Consider the following 18,618-nt stretch of genomic DNA (forward strand, 5'->3'; position numbering starts at 1 on the left):
TTTATTATGAACTCCTGATTATAAAGACACTTTCAATCCCAATGCATAGCTCCAGTACAAAATCTTCGGAACAGTTGGTGTCTTGAACTGATAAATACCATAGACATATAATGAAAAAAGTATAAATGCTCCCCAACTCAATCCAATACACAATATACTTTGTCGTTCTGTCAGATTAAACATACCTGCAACGAATGATTTTACTATGAGTGCGGGAATAATACAGCATATTAACACACATATTACCCAAGGTAATATCCATAGCTGCCTATTCTTTGCCTGCAAACCAATGATAGTTCCTTTAAAGAAATAAATAATGCAGAAAATAAGGTAGGTAAATAATAGGGAGAGACCACAAATTTTAAATTTGTCGGTTTCTTCTCCCCAGAACTTTTGAGACAGTAAAAATCCGGCATAAAAAAACATACCGAAAATAGCAGCGATTTTTAAGACGAAAATAAAACCCTCAACGACCACAAACATTAGTCCTGTAGCAGAATCACTTTCTTCTCTTTTCCGAGCTATATATTCATCTTCACTTTCTGCCGGATCAGCATCAGGATTATTCCTATTCATATTATTCCCCTTTAATATTGATTATCAAATTGATGAGATAACCCAAAAATTTTTCAAGAGTATAAATTTAATAAAAAATCATTATTAAATCTGAACCTGGTTGGAGCCACTTAACGCCAAACACTGCCACGCACCGCTAATGCCTGCCACTTTTTTAAAGCCACGCTACACTGCCTTTAAATTAACACCCGAACATTTAATAATTAGAAAATGCAAGGAGAAGACGATTTAAGAGGTTTAGCCAAAATAATGGCTTTTATGCGGGCAGTGAGTATCCTTTTGGTACTAATGCACCTTTATTGGTTTTGTTACGGTTTCTTTATGGAACATGGCTGGACATTAGAAATCATCAACAAAATTTTAGGCAATTTCGACAGAACGGCTGGCTTGTTTTCACACATCTTATATACCAAAATATTTGCTTTGATATTATTAGCATTAAGCTGTTTGGGAACAAAAGGCGTAAAGAATGAAAAGATAACCTGGACAAAAATTTATGTGGTTTTGGGAATTGGTTTTGTACTATTCTTTCTGAGCACATCATTGTTAAAACTGTCATTAAACATCGTTGCATTTCTTTATATCCTTACCACAGGTTTGGGCTATATCTCCCTTATGGCTGCAGGAGTTTGGATTAGCCGTCTGCTCCGTACCAACCTGATGGAGGATGTTTTCAACAATGAGAATGAAAGTTTTATGCAGGAAACTAAGCTAATGCAAAATGAATTTTCCGTGAACTTACCCACCAAATTCTGGTACAACAAAAAACAGCATAATGGTTGGATCAATATTGTAAACCCTTTTAGGGCGACCATTGTATTGGGCACACCCGGTTCGGGTAAATCGTATGCTGTAGTAAACAACTATATCAAGCAGCATATTGAAAAAGGTTTTTCAATGTATATCTATGATTTTAAGTTTGACGACCTATCTACAATTGCCTATAATCATTTACTAAAACACACTGATAAGTACAAGGTAAAACCGAAATTCTACGTCATTAATTTTGATGACCCTAGAAAAAGCCATCGTTGCAATCCCATAAATCCAGATTTTATGACCGATATATCCGATGCTTACGAATCGGCGTACACCATCATGCTGAATCTTAACAGGAGTTGGATACAAAAGCAGGGGGATTTCTTTGTAGAATCTCCAATCATCTTATTGGCTGCCATTATTTGGTTTCTTAAAATCTATGAAAACGGCAAATACTGCACGTTCCCTCACGCCATTGAACTGCTCAACAAAAAATACGCTGACGTCTTTACAATCCTAACCACCTATTCGGAATTGGAAAATTATTTATCCCCTTTTATGGATGCCTGGCAAGGCGGCGCACAAGACCAGTTACAGGGGCAGATAGCATCAGCAAAAATTCCTTTATCAAGAATGATCTCACCACAATTGTATTGGGTAATGACTGGAGATGATTTTTCATTAGACATCAACAATCCGAAAGAACCTAAAATTTTATGTGTTGGTAATAATCCAGACCGTCAAAATATCTATTCCGCAGCGTTGGGATTATACAATTCAAGAATTGTGAAACTGATTAATAAAAAGGGACAGCTTAAAAGTTCCGTTATCATTGATGAGCTGCCTACCATTTACTTTCGTGGACTGGATAATCTGATTGCTACTGCCAGAAGTAATAAGGTAGCTGTTTGTTTGGGGTTTCAGGATTATTCGCAATTAACTCGTGATTATGGAGACAAAGAAAGTAAGGTTATACAAAATACCGTAGGTAATATATTCAGTGGGCAAGTGGTTGGCGAAACAGCAAAAAGTCTATCTGAGCGCTTTGGAAAAGTGTTACAGAAACGACAAAGCCTAACTATTAACAGAAACGACAAATCTACTTCAATATCTACACAACTGGACAGTCTTATCCCCGCTTCCAAAATTTCCACACTCACGCAAGGTATGTTTGTGGGAGCAGTTTCGGATAATTTTGACGAACGTATTGAACAGAAAATATTCCACGCTGAAATTGTTGTGGATAATGAAAAAGTAGCAACCGAAACCAAGACTTATCAAAAAATACCGGAAATTTTATCCTTTGTAGACGAACAAGGAGAAGACAAAATGAAACAAGAAATTGAACTCAATTATAAACAGATAAAGCGGGACATTGTTCAGGTTGTTGAAACTGAATTGGAACGTATTAAAAATGATCCTGATTTGCAACATTTGGTACAAAAAAAATAATGGAAAAGGCCGATGTATATGTTATATATCTCAGATTTACAATGGCGTTAAGCAATTTTTCCACTATCAAAAACCTTTTTTAGGGTATATAAAAAGAGTATATTTATCACCAGAATAATTACATACACTTACGGAGCAAAGCCAACATCAATTAGTTCTACTGGCAGCATATTTTAAAAAGTATAAACAAGTTGCCGGCAATTATATTAAGATTATGACTATACAAGAAAAAGCACTAAACGAAATAGTAGCGTACAGAGACCGATTAGATAAAATTGAATATGAAGATATTAAAACGTTAATTAAAGAATCTATTCGTCATATACCAATAGCTCTAGCAAAACTACATAAAGGAGCAGATATTGACAGAGTGAGATTAAATAAAGGAAAACCGTTTTTCACTTCACAGAGCGAATTATCATATATAACTGATGAAAAAATAATTGCTGATTGCCTAACTGGATTCGGGAGAGCTAACAAACCACATCAGCCATTATTCTATGGTGCTTTAACAAGTGAACGAATTAAAGAAAACAGAACGACTGCATATGTAGAAACTTCAACACTAATAAGAGACAATGATGCCGTGAATACTGAGGGAGAATTATTTACTTTAAGTAGATGGAGAACAAACAAAGAATTGGTAGTTCCAGAAATTGTTTTTAGCGAAAACGCTATTAAGGAAAATCCGCAAACCGCTGCTGCTTTTCAAAAATACTATAAAGATTTGATGCAAGAACCAATGAGAGAACTTGCACTAAGACAATTACAGTTATTCAGTCAAGAATTTGCACGTAAAACACGCTCTCATCATGATTATAAAATTGCAGTTGCTTATGCAGATTTATTGATGACCGAAGGAAATCACCCAGGTATTTTATATCCAAGTGTACAGACAGGTTATCAAGGACAAAATATAGTTTTACGACCAGATATAGTCGATAAATATCTCACATTAACAAAGGTTTCGACGCATAGGATGCACAAAAATAAAATGAATGCAACTATGGCTAATTATTATCATGCAAAAGGCTTTGGCGAAAACAATTCAAATTTTGAATGGGATTTAAAGGAATGTGATGAGCCAACATTGATAAAAATGTGGTCTGAACACGTAGCTGACTTAGTATAACTAACGGCAATAGCTATTACTTGAGTAATTCACTTAAACTGAATTGGTCGTTAAAAATTACCTATAATCGTACAGCAGGTCTTTCCTGAACCTGAATATCATTGATTTTAATTATTTTTTTTTCCTCTTCAGCCAGCTGCTCTTTAGGTTCGGGAGCAATAGATAATTGGATTTTCCTTTCAATGGCCGCGAGTTCGGTTTTTAGTTCGCTCAGCCTCCTTTCCTTTGTCCACGTACCATTGACCATTTCCTGAAGTACAGGGAGATCTTTTTGCAGTACTTCGATTTTCTTTTGTTCCTGTTCGATATAGCCGGGTATTTTTTCCAAAGCATTAAGGAAATTCATTGATGCAAGCTTTTCATCATTAGCAATCAATCCATTATTGTAGGTGTATTTTATATTACCCTCGCCTTGTACCAAAAACCGATTGACCCTAATATCAACACCCTCTTTTTCGGACATTTCGGTTTTAACCAACAATGCAAACCCATATAGGCTGCCTATTTCTTCATATTGACCACCAGTACGGGCTTTATCTGCAATCTGGTTAAGCTTGGCTCCAATCTGTTTCATATCTGCATTAGGCGATAATCCATCAAGTAGTACAGGATTCAGTATCGTACCATCCTGTCGTTTTTGTAAGCGTTGTTGCAGGTTTTTCCAATCAAGGCTCATTCGTTCCAATCGTGACCCGGCAGACTCCAGTGCAGCGGTAATATCTTCCAGCTTGTGTTTGGAGCTGAACTTGGAACGGTTGAATGCCTGCTTCTCACTTTCCAGTCCGGCAATCTGTTTTTCCAGCTTCGCTTTTTCCAAAAGATCGGTATTGCCTGAAAGGATAGCTACATATTCCGAAAAGTTCATACCCGATTTTTCATCCATACTGCCTTCATCAATAGTCCGCTTTCCGAGATTGTTGGTTTTAAGCTGGTCAATAAAAAGCTGTTTATTGTACAGCAGATTAAACTTGTAGCTGTCCAGCGATTTTTCGACTGCATAGATAATTACATCCACCTTGTTATCGGCGAAAAATTTGGCGATTTCATTGCCTTTCCGGACAGCTCTTCCGTCACGTTGGGCAAGATCGCTTGGTCGCCACGGAATATCCAAATGGTGAACGGAAACGGCTCTTTTCTGTGCATTTACACCGGTTCCCAACATAGCGGTAGAACCAAACAGCACACGGATTTTTCCCTCATTCATACCACTGATTAGCTCCTTACGTTGCTTATCATTTTTAGCCTCCTGTATAAAACTGACTTCATGTGCTGGTATGCCGTGGTCTTCTACAAGTTTGCGCTTGATTTCCCCATAGACATTCCATTCTCCTGGCTTGTAAGTACCTAAGTCAGAAAAGACAAACTGCGTTCCTTTCTGCGCATGGAACTTTTGGTAGTATTTAGCAATATTAGCAGCACAATGGGAAGCTTTGTTATCGGGGTGGTCATCGTATTTGCCGCTTACCATCCGCATATCGAGCGACATCTTACGGGCATAATCTGTAGCAATCAACATCTTTGCTTTTTCTTCCCGATCTGTCAGCGGAGGTCTTCCTAATAAGGTAGCATTACCTGATTTGGCAAACTCCATCAATTTCTGGATGAATACTTCCTGATCCGATGTAGGCGGTATATTATAGAGCACCTCGTTCTTTTCCGGACGATCTATACCAATATCCTTAGCGGTTCTGTAATCTGTGATTTCCGAATAAAACTGTGCCAGTTCCGGCACTTTGATGAAGTAACGAAAGCGCTCTTTTGACACGATATTATTCGCTACCGAAAACTCATAATCAGTCGTTTTCCTTGCATAGATAGCCGCCCATGCATCAAAGCAATTAATCCCTTGTTTTTCCAATGCTCTTGGACGCAGATATTTGAACAATAGATATAGCTCGGTTAAGGAATTGCTGATAGTTGTTCCCGAAAGAAAGGTAGCGCCCATATCTCCTTGTATGTGATCCTGAATGGTGCGGATGGCAAAAAGCAGATTCATGGCCTTTTGACTTCCCATCATATTGCCCAAACCTGCAACCCGGTCATGGCGGGTATTGAACATCAGATTTTTGAATTGGTGGCTTTCATCAACAAATAAATGGTCGATGCCCATCATCTTAAAGTCCACTACATCATCTTTTCGGTTTTCGATGTCGTGTTCCAATGTTTTCAGCCTAACTTCAAGGTTTTGTTTCCTTATGATTACACCTTTGAGCATTCCCCTTGAAATCTCTTTGCCCTGAGCTTCTAAGGTGGCAAGATTATCCTCCACGCTGTTGAGTTCGACTTGCAGGATTTCCTTTTGCATTTCTGGTGACTGGGGTATCATGCCAAACTGGTCATGGGTCAATATCACGCAGTCCCAATCGTTGTTTTTAATATCTCCGAAAATCCCTTGTCTTTTCTGTGGGGTAAAATCTTCTTTGCCAGGATACATAATTTTAGCGTGTGGGTAAGCTTTACGGTACGTTTCTGCAATCTCATGAACATTGGCTTTCAATCCTATTATCATAGGTTTGTGTACCATTCCCAAACGCTTCATCTCCTGTGCTGCGGTACACATCACCAATGTCTTTCCGGCTCCTACTTCGTGGTCGCAAATGGCACCGTTGTTCAGCTTAATCATCCATACCGTATCCTTTTGGCTCGAATACAGGTCTCTAATGCCCAAGCCTTTTCTGTCCAGCCCGGGAAATTCCTGATGGCTTCCGTCGTACTGCGGACGTACAAAGCAGTTAAAGATATCGTTATACTGGTCGGTCAGCCTTTTTTTAAACTCATCGTTTTGGGCGTGAAGCCATTCGGTAAAGACTGTACGTATTTCATCAATCTTGGTATTAGCCATCTGTATGGCTTCCATATCCCGTACCTTGACCTCCTTATCATCAATCTTGACCTTTTTGGTAATATCAGGAGTGGTATTGACTAATGCATTTTTCAGCAGAGCAATCCCGTCAAATGTTCGGCTTTCAGACTTGACGGCATATTTATCCCATATATGCACATTTTTCTGATCGCATTTTATAGAAAAGTCATCAGAAGTCTCGGAATACTGGATGCGCACCTCCGTATCGAAAAGATGAGAAGCGAAACGGGCATAGATCCCTGTCGGTATCCAGCGCTCCCCGAGATTGAAATCCAGCTCTTCAAATTCGATACGTCTTGGTCGGGCTTCTTCTAAAGCCGTAAGGCTTTCTTTAGTCTTTACATCATCGGGATTGTTTTCCAGGCAGGTTTTTACGGCTGCGGATTTCTCCACCACATTACCAGCTACCCATCTTTCAGCTATTTCATATTCCTTTTCCAAAGGATTGTAAAAAATGCGTCCGCGTAATGCCGCTTTCAAATCGTCAGATGGCATACCGCTGATTTGGGACATATAACCCAGATCAATGTTGCCGTATTTGTTCAGCGATGCAGCTAACGCCTCATCGGGATTATCGGTAGCCAATGTGGTAATGGAGAAGCTTACAGGACGGTGGAAGATATCCGCTTTGTGTACCACACCGCCCACCACACGTTCCAGATAAGGAATTTCCTTACCTGAACTGTCTGTTTTGATAAGCTTGATATTATCAGCACTGTTTAGGTTGCCGTACCTTTTTACAAAGGCATCGTAAGCCTTATTAAATGTTTCTCTCTCTTCTTTATGTTCGATTTGCAGTTCGGCTTCCTTCTGATATAAATCTAGATAGCTATCCCGTACATAAATATAGGCTTCAGCTCTTGCTTTCTGCAAGGACGATAATTGCAAAGGATGAAACATTACCTCCTGTTTATCGTTATCAAAATCTTTAAGATAGCCGACCCAGCCGTTATGTACTGCAAGGCAATCGTTACGATGAAAAGATTGTATTTCTTTGGTATAAATTGCAGGTTCGGGAATAGTGTTGCCTGCGGTAATCTTTTCGGCTAGACCATTTCCGTTCAGTCCTGAAAACAAATCGCCGATAACTTCCTGCGTATTCCTTTCATTTGGGGTATTGTTATTTACAAGAGAAATAGAAACAGGAGGTTGCTGCATCAAACCGCTGAACAGGTTTCCCTGATACCCGTTCACAGTTCTTTTTCTTTTGGCTGGTTGTTTTGTTGTTGCGACTGCTTTAACAGGAGTGGCAACAGCCGCCAGTTCTTCTGAATTTTCAAAGAGATCAAAAATGCTTAGTTGCCTTTCCTCTTTTACAATGTCCTTATTTGTTGTTGAAGCAGATAAAGTCTGTGTTTCCAATGTAATAGTTACTGACTCGACGACAGAAGGTGTAACCGTTGGTGTTATCGGAATTTGTATGACAGACGCATCGTTCCGTTCACCTTTATACAAAGCAGTGTCCAGATGCTTCCCAAAATCTTCCAATAGCATTTGCTTCAGGTCTTTGACTATTCCTTCCATACCATTCGTGTGCGTATAGATAAATGTAGGTTGTCCGTAAGGATTAGTGCCAAGCACACGTGTAGTATGGACAATCCTTACGTTATCCTGAAACAAGGCATTGTTTGGTGTATTGTATTCCGCTATTTGGCTTTGACAAAACAGTTCTTCCGCTTGGGTCAAACTTTGCTTTGCAGTGTTCTTTTGCAGGATAATAAGGTCGCTACCGACTTCCGTACCAGCATAGTCCGTAAACAGGTTGTTTGGCAATCGGACTGCTGAAACCAGATTATTATCCTTCATCAATGCCTTACGAATGGTTTCGTTCTTAGGGCTGTTCAGTACACCCTGTGAAGTGATAAAAGCCAGTATGCCACCCTCACGGAGCATATCGGCTCCTTTCAGGAAAAAGTAATTGTGTATGCTTCGGGTAGCCTGTACTTTTGCAGTGTCCCTGCTTCTGGAATAGGAAAGATCAAAAACGGAAGTATCACCGAAAGGGATATTGCTGGCTACTATATCGTAGCTGTTTTGTTCTCTTTCGGGTATTTCTTCAAAACCGTTTATTCGGACAGCACTGTCAGGATAGAGCTGCTTTAAAATTTTACCTGTAAGCAGATCCTTTTCATAAGCGGTAACCTGTGGTGAGTCTCTATCGGCAAAAGATTGTATAAAAGAGCCGATACCGGCAGAAGGTTCCAGAAATTTTTGGATGTTTACACCACTTTCTTTTAAGGAAACGGAAATAGCATCAATTACCAAAGGCGGCGTGTAAAATGCCGTAAGTACGGAACTCCGCATACTGTCCACATACCTGCGGTATTGTTTTTCACCAGCAGCATTCTCTTGTAAAACCTGATGGAGTTCCTGTGTGAGCTGAAAAAGTTCGTGCTCGCCCCTTCTCCAATGGTTGATATCTATCGAGTTTTGAACAGGGTTCAAAACAAATTTTAGACCGCCAAATCCGCTGTATTGCATCATTAGCAGTCTTTCACCTACGGAGGCTTTGCGGTTCTCTTTTTCCACTTTAAAAGCAATTCGTAAGGCATCAATATTCCTTTGGAGATGTTGACGTTTACTAAAGCCCATTTTCTTCTATCCAAATGGCTATTGTTCCAGTCAGTTCGGTATAGAGCAGGTCAAACTCCGAAGAATAGGCAAAGTCATCCGTCAATTTGTAGTTTGTAAAAACAGAGTCGCAAACAGGCAACATCTTTAAGGCTAACGGTCGTAGTTCTTCGTCTGCCATTCTAGTATCAAACTCATTGCATACCAACTGAAAAACGGTATCAAATCTGGAGAAGTACAATCCTTCAAATAAAACATAATCAGCAATATGATCGCATTGACTGACGGGGTTTCCTGCCCGAAATGCTCCTTCATAAGCATTGGAAGCCCAACTTGAACGCTGGTCAATAAATTTAACATCATACGCTTTTTCAGGAAAGCTTGTAGTCAATAGTTCTTGTAGTCGTAACCAAAAATACGACAGGTCTTTTTGCTGTGTATCCATACTATATTTTGTTTATGTTTTGCTTAATGGATAAATTTTGGAGCATTCGGCCAATCTCAATATCCATTCTCGAAAAGGCAAACCATTTTTTACCCACATCTTTCAATGATGCTCCGATGTGGTAGAGTTCGGTATTGTCAATGATTATAAAACGGTCGTGGGCATCCGAAAAAACTTCAACTTCAACCGGAGGATATTGACTATTATATCGTTGCACATCCAACCGTAGCTGATTACTTATCCTTTTGGTATAGATTGTTGCGGTAACATTAATATTTCTCTTGCCCAACAAGGTTAGCACTGTATCGTCTACATAATTATCAATAAGAATAATGGAACTTTGGGCACTGCGGATAGTATCCGATACAAAGGCATAGGCATCAAAAATTTGTCCATCATAGAAAATGCCCTTTTCACTGTGCAACTTTCCGCTTTCGAGAGCCTTAAAGATTTCTTCAAATTTCTGGTTTGCTTCTGTGTGTTTCAGTTCCATCTTATCCAGTCGGTGAAACAAAGCTGCGTTATCAACAAGCATCTTACGCATTTCGACAAATGCATTCATTATCTCGATACTAACTTTTACGGCAATATCGCTACGGAGTACTGCCGAAAGCATAGCGATACCTTGCTCGGTAAAAGCATAAGACAGATAACGCCTTCCCCCGTAATTCAAACTTGAGGTCACAAATTGTGACCTCAAGTTTATAGTATCAAATTCATCTTGGGTCAACTGGAAACGGAAGTTTTTGGGAAAGCGGTCTGTATTCCGCTTTACAGCCTGATTGAAGACTTTAGTTTCTACTTGATAAATCCTTGCGAGATCGCTGTCGAGCATAACCTGCTCCCCTCTTATAGTATAAATTCGGTTCTCAATTTCCTGACGGGTAGCGATAGAATTGCTCATTATTTCTTCGGAAGTTTAGATTTTTCAAATTCAAAGGAGCTTTCCGCTTTCTCATTCAATACAATATAGGCATCGAATTTCTTTCCAGCTTTACTTTTCATTCCTCTGATAAGAGAAGTTCTGCCAGTATTGACAAGACTTTCAATATCAGTTATACCTACCTGCACACCACATACATTTCGGAACTGTACCCAGTTGCAGACCTCATCAGTACATTTAACAATTTTATCCCTTATAATCAGTTGCTGCTTTTTGCATTTAGGACAAACAAGGCTAGGCAGGTTTTCTTGTGCAATGGCCGTTTGCAACAATTCATTGGTAATGGATGTGGCATAGATTTCCATTTCTTTTTGAAAAGCTTCCGCATTACTTTCGTTGTTTTCAATTTTCTGCAAAGCCAGCTCCCACTCTGCGGTCATTGCTACATCGGCAATTTTCTTGTCTTTGACCAGTTCATAGACTTGCAATCCTTTATCGGTAGGTATCAGGGATTTATTTTCCCTTTGGATATAGTTACGGCTAAACAGGGTTTCAATAATGGCGGCTCTTGTGGCTGGTGTACCAATACCTACGTTTTGCATTGCTTTTCGCTCCTCTTCATTTTCAATCTCCTTTCCTGCCGTTTCCATAGCTGATAAAAGTCCGGCCTCAGTATAAAGCACAGGTGGTCTGGTTTTCTTTTCCAAAACCGAAGCATCTTTGATTTTAAGTTCATCACCTTTTTTCAGTTCGGGTAATTCCTGCACAGGTCCAGTATCATTATCGGAAAAACTGCCTTTGATGGACCGCCAACCTGGTTCCAACATCTTGCAGCCTTTCAGGGCAAAATCATAATGCAAAGCCTGTAAATTAATATCGGTTATCTTTTTTTTACAGGCTTGTGAAATTGCTTCCAGTAGTCGAAAGGTAATCATATTGTAAACGGCATTTTCCTTAGCCTGTAATGCTGATGGGATTTTGTCCGTAATCAGCAGACCATGATGATCTGTAACACGAAGGTCATTTACGATACGTTTATTGAAATGCCCCCATTTCACTTTGGTTACTGCTTGCTTGAAGGCTCCCATATCCTGCAAAGCCCTGATAAGATTAGGAATCTCTGCCCACATATCTTCAGGAATATATTTACTCCCAGTACGCGGGTAAGTAATAAATTTCTTTTCATACAGGCTTTGGGCAATGTTCAAGGTTTCTTCAGCCGTCAGATTCAATTTATTATTGGCTTCTTTTTGCAAGCCTGTCAGGTCAAACAGCAGAGGCGGTTGTTCCGTCACGTTTTTGGTTTCTACAGATGTAACAGTAGCAGTATTCCCATTTCTTTGGATGGACTTTAATGTATCTTCCGCCTGCTTTATATCTTCCCATTTGTTTTTGGAAAGGCATTTAAAGTCTGTGAATTCTTTTGTATGGAACAATTGTATCTGCCAGTATTGCTCCACCGAAAAATTTCTGTTTTCCTGATAACGCTTACATATCAAAGCCAGTGTAGGTGTCTGCACTCTTCCGAGCGAATAGATGCCGTTGCCTGCGGCAATGCTTAATGCCTGAGAAGCGTTGATGCCCAAAAGCCAATCCGCTCGGCTCCTGCCCTGCGCTGCCTGATTTAATCCGTCAAAATCGCTACCAGGTTTTAGGTTGTCAAAACCCTGCTTGATTGCCTTTTCGGTCAGCGAACTAATCCAAAGACGTTGAAAGGGTTTGTTGCTTTTGAGGTATTCATAGATATAGCGGAATATCAGTTCACCCTCACGCCCGGCATCGGTTGCGACAATTATCTTTTCACTACGGTCAATGAGATGTTCAATTACCTTTAACTGCTTTAACGCTCCTGCATCTGCTGTATAGATTTTGTCTTTTTTGACTTTTCGGACGGTCAATAAAAAAGGATTGGGAAGTATCGGCAGGGACGATTTCTGAAATCCGGAAATGCCGTAATCTTCCGGCATACCCAATCCCACCAAATGTCCAAAAGCCCACGTAACATAATAGCCGTTACCTGTCTGATAGCCATCCTTTTTTCCGGAGGCTCCCAACACGCTGGCTATTTCCCTTGCTACACTTGGTTTTTCTGCAATAACTACTTTCATGTGTTTATTTTTACTGTTTTTTATTTGTCACATGGAATGCAAAAGGCATTTCATGACACATTACATTTTACGTCCTTTAGATTTGGTCGGCGCTTTGGCTGCTTCCTGTTCCTCCAGCTGACCCTTGCTGTCGGGATTTTTTTGTCCTGATTTTAAAGGCTCTTTGATATTCTTGGTCGCTTCATTGGTTTTCCCATCAGAATTGACCGCAGTTTGCGTTTTATGAGCTTCAGCAGGTTTTGCCTCTTCTTTGATTTTGTTCGGATTTTGAAAAGAGAAATCCGTCTTACTGGTTTCCTTGTTGAAAGTGATGTAACCATTGTATTCTTTACCTTTCTTATCCACTAAGCCACTAACATATGCGGTTTGGCCGTCTTTGAACTTTTGGTATTGCTCATTATCCAGTTCTTTACCGCGAAAAGTTTTAGGGGCTTCCTGCGACTGGCTTTGCTGATTGTTTTGTGTTTGCTTATTGGTATTATTTCTGTCAAACAAGAACTCTACAAAACGTTTGTCGGCATTGAATTGTACGGTAGCATCAAACGAAGTTCCTTTTTTGGCAGTCATACCCTCGATATGAAGCGGCTTACCCTCCATTAGGGTTTGCTTTTGTACATCATCCAGTTTCACGCCTTTGATCTCATCAGGGATTTTGATTTTGTCTGTTCGCAGAGCAATAAGCTCATTAGTCAGCCTATCCACGCTGACAATAGAGGGAATGGTCTCATCCGTTTTAGGATTGGTCAGATTGACCACGCGCCCCATATTGCCTGTTTTAAGTAGATTTTCTTTATCTTCTTTAGAGAACTCATGACCAAAAAAAGCAAAATTCAGGTTAGGCTCTTTGCGAATACCGTGAATGGCAACCACAACCACTCCTTCATCATTTTGTTGCAGAGACAGCCTTGCATCCATTCGGGTAACGGCAGTGCCTAGATTAAGGCTTACAGGTACAAGCTCATTGGTTTTAAACCCTCTCAATAAAGGATCAAGGAGGTTCATCTTTTCAAGTTTTTCTTTGTTCAGCCCGAGACTGTTCATTGTTTCCCAGTCAATCTGTTCTGGTTTATAGCGGTATTCGCTTTTTTCTGATGTTGTCTGTGTTGTTTCCATTCTATTTTTATTTTCATGTTTATTATTATTTTTATCAGGTTCTGCTTTCACTTCGTGTTGCTTCATCAGCTGTTCCCCTCCGGGAGTTGGTCTATCCAACTGTTTTTGCATTTCATTTGCCATATCAATAGCGACAGGTTCAGGAACTTTGAAAAATGAAAAATTAGTTGGGTTCTTTAATTGACTGACGAAGTTGGAAAAGAAGTTGGAAAAGAAATCACCGTGCTTATCCACCCGCACAAACTGGTTTTGGTTTTTCTTTATAGGTTCAACGGTTTCCAGCTTGCCATTTTTATCAATGCCCTTTACAGCCTGAATTTTCTTTTTCTCTTTATCCAAGACCAATAATATCTCGGATAATTGTTCGGGAGATTTTGGTATATCTAAAGTTTGTTCGCTCATAATCTGAATATTTTCTATTTCAATGCCGAAAGTAAAGAAGCTGTCACTGTTTCTCTTTGGTTGGCTTTAATTGACATCATTTGTCAGCCGTTGACTTTTGCTTTGGACATGGGAGAGCTAAAGCTTTCTCTGATGAACTGGTGCACATCTGAGAGCTTATAATAAATTTTCCCACTAATTGTATAATAGGGTAACTTGCCCGAAGAGCGGTAACGTTGCAGGGATCGTGCGCTTATCTTCAGCATTTGCAAAATATCCTGATTGTCCAACAGCTCTTCTCCATCAATAATAGTACTTTGATTTTTAGCCCCGCTTACCAATTCCATAAGGATGTCAAATCGCTCCATGATTCGCTCCATCCAAGCCATAAATTCTATTCTGTCGATATTCATATAGATATGTTTTAATCAATTATTACTTTTCGATTAATGATATATGCAAAATTGGAGGCTATTTGTTGTATTTTCTGCCAAGCTTTACCAATTGAAAATCATGATTTTGGAAATTTCTACAATACAGACAATTATTAATAATTAAACTAAATTTGAATTTACACTATCAAAGAAACTCGAATTGGAGAAACATTTTGCCAATGGGTAAGGATGGGTAGATATAAAAAAAGCAGTGTAATAAAACACTGCTTTAAAATAATAGAAGATTATAATTATTTATAGATCTTTATCCATATAATGCTCTAAAGAAGATTTGAGCTGGTCTAAAAATAAAGTGCGGTTACCTGCACGGTCTTTCATACGATGAAACGCATGATGAATATCCCCCAATTGTGTACGGAATAATAGCTGAAAAACTAAACTAATTTTACGTATTCCGATTTTACCATTGGAAATCGCACCAGATACGTATAGCGCATAAATCAATTCTATCATCGCGTTTTTAGATTCTGTCCAAAAGATATCTTTAGTAGATTCGGCATTTTGTAAAACCATATCAGGTTTGTCGACAGGATTGATTTTGAGAATCAAGTAATTATAAAGCAATTCATCGGCTATAATGCGCGACACTTTGTAATCATAATAAGTAGAGAATTGAGTATCAACTTCAAAGATAAAGCTGTTAAGACCCGTATTAAGATTTATTTTCCCTAATTTAAAAAAATCATGATCTCTATCTGTCCGTCCTGAACGATAATACCGGTAAAAATCAGAATTACAGATATGTTCTTTGTATTCATTCTTTAACTGCTGTAATTCACAGGAAAAGTATTTATAGTACATTTTACCACTGTTTACCGGACAAGAGGTCTCTATTCTATAAACTTTGTTATAATAAATCAACTTTCCAAGTATTTGTGGCTTAATGATTCTAAAAAATTCAATTTCTTCATTTTCTTCTGTAAAATGATGATCTAGCACACGTTTTTTCATATCTGAAAGTAAATCCTGAAGAAAAACAATCATACGATAGGATTCATCAATAACATGCACTGATTCCAAACTAATTTCCTGTTCTTTTTTCAGTATACTGTAAAGAGCATCTTTATAAGTAGACTCCATAATCATAATAACTAATAAAGCGAATAATTAATTCATTTGTATATTTCATTGCAGACAGCATTAAATGATTCAATCGTTTTTCAAATATTTTTTTTGATATTAGCTGTCAATATGCTTTCGTCATTTTGCAATTGATTTGTAATCATTTTGCAAAGTATTCATAAGTTCCATTGCGTAATTATCTCTTGTCTGAACATAGGCTACTTTTGGAATTATCCTAGCTCCTAATTTTCTTTTTTCAAATGAGGCTGACACTCCAAAATCTATCTTTTGAAGCTGCAGCTCATTAGCTCTTTTTATGGTTTGAAATAACAATTGCCTGTACAGTTGGTATTCTTTTGCCCATTTATAATCCATACCTATTAATTCCGGGACATAGGTATGATTTTCGTTTTTGTAGCAAAACATAATTCCTATGAATGGATTTTCAGTTTCTGCTTTCAATACCAGTACTATGAATTCCCAGTTTGGACTTTCATTCATGCTTTCGAAAATTTCTTGGGTATATCGGAATGTATTGATAGCGTAATTATTGTCTTTTACATTGTTGTAGAGTTGATATGCTCTTGCTATTTCTGATTTGCTCAATTTATCTTTTATTGCAACATCATAGTACTTCTCATAAGGTTCTATCTCTTTATTGAAATGTTTACGGGAACGCAGCGATAATGTTTTTGTAAACTCTTCGTATGAATGCCAAACTTGGTTTTCAATTACACAGGATTCCGGCATGTCTATTTTGAAATAACCTTGGTCTACTATTGTTTTGTAGTAGCTGTTGTCTTTTTCGAAATCTCTTAAAACTAGCATGTCTGCATTTAAGTCATTGTATTTTTCTTCCAACTTATCCAATAATAGTTTCAATGCTTTTTCTGCCAAAGGATGTGCCTGATTGATGAAGCAATGTTTTCCTTCGGTGAATAGAGAACCCATACCCAATACTCTTGAGGTTAGGTATAAAGGATTAGTCTTTCTTATTTCTTCCAAATGGATGGAGACCGATTCAGTAGCCAGCATATCGTCTTTCCAAAGGCCATAAGTAAAAAAGGTCATTAATACTATGGTACCTTTGTTGTCTTTAATAGTGAAATAATAAAAATCCCATTGGTTTGTTGGATCCGGATGCTGGCTGAATGTTTTTTCTAAATAAACCAGTCCTTCCCAATCAAAGATATTTTGTTTCCCCATGTATTGGTTCCATTCTTCTTTTATGATATCCTGAATGGTAATTTTTTCTTCGATAAAAAGCTCCTGCTCTTTTGATTCTGAAATATTTTCTGCTTTTTTATTGTCCATTCCAAAAGCCTGTCTGATTTTGATTTCGCTATTATTTGTTTCTTCCAAAGCTTTAGGAAAATGATGTTCCATCGCTTCGCCCAAGGCTGAAATGTCCTGTTGTTGATTGTGACTAGATAGCGTAATTCTAATTCCAGTATTCTTTATCGGTACAGCAGGGTAAATTCCTAAATTCAGAAAAAAACCTTCCTTAAATAAACGTTGCACAAAGTTATAGGCCGTTGCGGGTGTACCCATTCCCAAAAAGAAAACCGGCGAATCATTTTTTGAAATTATTGGAAGGTTTCCTTGCGACAGCAATTGGTTGAAGTAAGCAATTTTATCCGCCAGGTTTTTTTGTCTTAATTCTATTTCAGGAGATAAATGAATGTCTGCAGATGCAATTGCAGCCGCTACAGATGCAGGTTCTAACTGGGCGGAAAAGGTTAATGGCCCACCAAAATTTTTGATTTTGTCCCTCAATTTTTGATTCTTGCAAAATACTGTTGCACCACTGGCTCCGAAGGTTTTACTTAGAGTACTTACCACAATGCAATTTTCAGGCAGTTCTTTGATAGCGTCAAAAACAAAACCGGTTCCATTTTTGCCTTTCCAACTCATTCCGTGGACATCGTCAAAATAAAGGTTTAGTTGTGTGTATTTTTGAGTCAAAGCCAATAATTCTGGGATGGGTGCATAATCACCAAACATGGAATATACACCATCAGCCATGTACCATATTTTGTTGCATTTGGTGGTTAGTTGCTTGATTTTATCTTCTAGCATATCCAAATTACTGTGTCTTATTAGTTCTATTGGAATTCCCCTTAGTTTTAAAAGTTGACATGCATTTTGGACGCTCCAATGCACCTGATGATCCATTATTACGGCATCCTCATCTCTAATGAGTGTTGGAATAATAGCTAAATGCCCCAGCGTACTGTTCTTGGTTATAATAGGAGGAATATTATACATTTGTTCTATTTTACTTTCTAATTCATAGTATAATGGATGTGAAATGTATGATTTTGACAACGGAAATTGTGTGCCATAATCCCGAATGGCTTGAATTGCAGCTTCTTTGAGTCTATTATCTTGTTCTAAACCAAGATATCCTGTCGTGCCGAAATGAAACATTTCTTTTCCTTTAATTTGTATGGTTCTTCCTGTCAATACTTTGTCTTCAGAATATAAGTGCAATACACCTTCTTTTTTTGCTCCTGATAAAACCTCATCGACCGTATCAATGAAATTGTTATGCTTGATTTTTGCCATATTATTTAAATTTAAGTTATTTAAATGTAAAATTTTGTAAGTACTTCTTTCTTACTGGATACTATTTTTGGGTAAAAATCTGAATAAATAATGAATCGTATTGTATAAAATATCACAAACTCCCGATATGGTAAGACATACTCCCGATTTGATAACTACAATGCTATTTTTAGTGATTTGCGCTGTTTTTATGCTTATTATAATTAGAATTATTACTATTTTTACAAATAACATCATATTTATCTAAAAT

The 18,618-nt window shown here is 38.2% G+C and carries 11 protein-coding genes; 2 read left to right on the plus strand and 9 right to left on the minus strand.

The window, feature by feature from the left end:
- Positions 1 to 18: 18 nt before the first annotated feature.
- Positions 19 to 576, minus strand: coding sequence for a hypothetical protein (locus tag E0H99_RS08585; protein WP_131993861.1), 558 nt, complete (start codon positions 574 to 576; stop codon positions 19 to 21).
- 210 nt (positions 577 to 786) lie between these two features.
- On the opposite strand from E0H99_RS08585, the gene mobC reads away from it, so the two are divergent.
- Positions 787 to 2,787 (plus strand): conjugal transfer protein MobC, encoded by a 2,001-nt coding sequence (gene mobC, locus E0H99_RS08590; RefSeq protein ID WP_131993864.1) that lies wholly within the window; start codon positions 787 to 789, stop codon positions 2,785 to 2,787.
- Positions 2,788 to 3,001: 214 nt separating this feature from the next.
- Positions 3,002 to 3,919 (plus strand): RES domain-containing protein, encoded by a 918-nt coding sequence (locus E0H99_RS08595; protein ID WP_131993867.1) that lies wholly within the window; start codon positions 3,002 to 3,004, stop codon positions 3,917 to 3,919.
- Positions 3,920 to 3,980: 61 nt separating this feature from the next.
- On the opposite strand, the gene E0H99_RS08600 is transcribed toward E0H99_RS08595, so the two are convergent.
- The 8 genes from E0H99_RS08600 to E0H99_RS08635 form a co-directional block, all read right to left on the minus strand.
- Positions 3,981 to 9,374 (minus strand): N-6 DNA methylase, encoded by a 5,394-nt coding sequence (locus E0H99_RS08600; protein WP_131993870.1) that lies wholly within the window; start codon positions 9,372 to 9,374, stop codon positions 3,981 to 3,983.
- Positions 9,364 to 9,798, minus strand: coding sequence for a DUF1896 domain-containing protein (locus tag E0H99_RS08605; RefSeq protein WP_131993873.1), 435 nt, complete (start codon positions 9,796 to 9,798; stop codon positions 9,364 to 9,366). Before E0H99_RS08605 ends, E0H99_RS08600 begins: the two co-directional genes overlap by 11 nt.
- A 1-nt stretch (position 9,799) precedes the next feature.
- The gene (locus E0H99_RS08610) at positions 9,800 to 10,702 is read right to left on the minus strand and encodes an ORF6N domain-containing protein (RefSeq protein WP_131993876.1); all 903 of its coding nucleotides are present in this window, start codon (positions 10,700 to 10,702) and stop codon (positions 9,800 to 9,802) included.
- Positions 10,702 to 12,789, minus strand: coding sequence for a type IA DNA topoisomerase (locus E0H99_RS08615; RefSeq protein ID WP_131993879.1), 2,088 nt, complete (start codon positions 12,787 to 12,789; stop codon positions 10,702 to 10,704). The genes E0H99_RS08610 and E0H99_RS08615 overlap by 1 nt, the downstream gene beginning before the upstream one ends.
- Positions 12,790 to 12,849: 60 nt before the next feature.
- Complete coding sequence (locus tag E0H99_RS08620; protein ID WP_131993882.1) at positions 12,850 to 14,304, minus strand: DUF3945 domain-containing protein; 1,455 nt, start codon at positions 14,302 to 14,304, stop codon at positions 12,850 to 12,852.
- Positions 14,305 to 14,387: 83 nt separating this feature from the next.
- Positions 14,388 to 14,696 carry a helix-turn-helix domain-containing protein gene (locus E0H99_RS08625; RefSeq protein WP_131993885.1) on the minus strand — a complete coding sequence of 103 codons (309 nt, stop codon included), beginning with the start codon at positions 14,694 to 14,696 and terminating at the stop codon, positions 14,388 to 14,390.
- Positions 14,697 to 14,972: 276 nt separating this feature from the next.
- The gene (locus tag E0H99_RS08630; RefSeq protein WP_131993888.1) at positions 14,973 to 15,818 is read right to left on the minus strand and encodes an RteC domain-containing protein; all 846 of its coding nucleotides are present in this window, start codon (positions 15,816 to 15,818) and stop codon (positions 14,973 to 14,975) included.
- A 120-nt stretch (positions 15,819 to 15,938) separates the two neighbouring features.
- Positions 15,939 to 18,368 carry a bifunctional aminotransferase class I/II-fold pyridoxal phosphate-dependent enzyme/GNAT family N-acetyltransferase gene (locus tag E0H99_RS08635; protein WP_131993891.1) on the minus strand — a complete coding sequence of 810 codons (2,430 nt, stop codon included), beginning with the start codon at positions 18,366 to 18,368 and terminating at the stop codon, positions 15,939 to 15,941.
- Between the last annotated feature and the right edge of the window lie 250 nt (positions 18,369 to 18,618).

The organism is Flavobacterium sp. GT3P67, assembly GCF_004349155.1.
Taxonomy (GTDB): Bacteria; Bacteroidota; Bacteroidia; order Flavobacteriales; family Flavobacteriaceae; genus Flavobacterium; species Flavobacterium ranwuense.

Excerpts from the sequence above, each read along its gene's own strand:
- E0H99_RS08585 (WP_131993861.1), bottom strand. The coding sequence starts at position 576 with ATGAATAGGAATAATCCTGATGCTGATCCGGCAGAAAGTGAAGATGAA.
- mobC (WP_131993864.1), top strand. The coding sequence starts at position 787 with ATGCAAGGAGAAGACGATTTAAGAGGTTTAGCCAAAATAATGGCTTTT.
- E0H99_RS08595 (WP_131993867.1), top strand. The coding sequence starts at position 3,002 with ATGACTATACAAGAAAAAGCACTAAACGAAATAGTAGCGTACAGAGAC.
- E0H99_RS08600 (WP_131993870.1), bottom strand. The coding sequence starts at position 9,374 with ATGGGCTTTAGTAAACGTCAACATCTCCAAAGGAATATTGATGCCTTA.
- E0H99_RS08605 (WP_131993873.1), bottom strand. The coding sequence starts at position 9,798 with ATGGATACACAGCAAAAAGACCTGTCGTATTTTTGGTTACGACTACAA.
- E0H99_RS08610 (WP_131993876.1), bottom strand. The coding sequence starts at position 10,702 with ATGAGCAATTCTATCGCTACCCGTCAGGAAATTGAGAACCGAATTTAT.
- E0H99_RS08615 (WP_131993879.1), bottom strand. The coding sequence starts at position 12,789 with ATGAAAGTAGTTATTGCAGAAAAACCAAGTGTAGCAAGGGAAATAGCC.
- E0H99_RS08620 (WP_131993882.1), bottom strand. The coding sequence starts at position 14,304 with ATGAGCGAACAAACTTTAGATATACCAAAATCTCCCGAACAATTATCC.
- E0H99_RS08625 (WP_131993885.1), bottom strand. The coding sequence starts at position 14,696 with ATGAATATCGACAGAATAGAATTTATGGCTTGGATGGAGCGAATCATG.
- E0H99_RS08630 (WP_131993888.1), bottom strand. The coding sequence starts at position 15,818 with ATGGAGTCTACTTATAAAGATGCTCTTTACAGTATACTGAAAAAAGAA.
- E0H99_RS08635 (WP_131993891.1), bottom strand. The coding sequence starts at position 18,368 with ATGGCAAAAATCAAGCATAACAATTTCATTGATACGGTCGATGAGGTT.